Origin of the sequence: Caballeronia mineralivorans PML1(12), assembly GCF_001028175.1 — a bacterium.
GTDB lineage: Bacteria > Pseudomonadota > Gammaproteobacteria > Burkholderiales > Burkholderiaceae > Caballeronia > Caballeronia mineralivorans.
This window is the reverse complement of the sequence record NZ_AEJF01000295.1, coordinates 1-593: the sequence shown is the minus strand read 5'-3', so window position 1 is coordinate 593 and position 593 is coordinate 1. Positions and strand designations below refer to the sequence as shown.

Here is a 593-nt window from a genome sequence, read left to right as displayed (position 1 = left end):
GGCGCAGCGCTGCCCGCGCCGGTTCGGCTCACCCTGCGCGCGGCCGCTGCCGTTGCGCCCATGCGGCAACCATAAAGCGACCAATCACCTATGGATATCGACATTCGCACGTTGTTGAGCCGACTCAATCCGGTATGCAAGCACGCTATGGAACTGGCCGCGCAGCTCTGCGTGCGGCAAACCCACTACAACGTGGACGTCGAGCATTTGCTGCTGCAACTGGTCGAGTCCGATGCGCCCGATCTGCGCGCCATCCTTGAACGTTTCAATGTACCTGCGGCCGATGTCACCGTTCAGTTGCAGAAGGCCGTCGACCAATTCAAGCGCGGCAATGGCCGCACGCCGGCGTTGTCGCCGAATTTTTCTCCGTTGTTTCAGGAGGCGTGGCTGCTGAGTTCGATGCTGCTCGGCGAGCAGCAGATCCGCTCAGGCACGATCCTGCTGGCGTTGCTCGAAGTCGATAGCCTGCGCGGACTGCTGCTCGATTCCGCCCCCGCGTTGCTGGCGATTCCGCGTGCAAGTTTGCGCGATGCGCTGCCCGCTGTGCTCGCCGGTTCGTCGGAAGATGGCGGTCGGGTTCGGCCCGGCCGTCA

1 protein-coding gene is annotated in these 593 nt (G+C 63.4%); it reads left to right on the top strand.

Annotation, left to right across the window (positions count from 1 at the left end):
* Nucleotides 1–90: 90 nt before the first annotated feature.
* A partial coding sequence (locus tag EOS_RS42740) for a Clp protease N-terminal domain-containing protein (protein ID WP_047898299.1) occupies nucleotides 91–593 on the top strand: 503 nt, incomplete at its 3' end.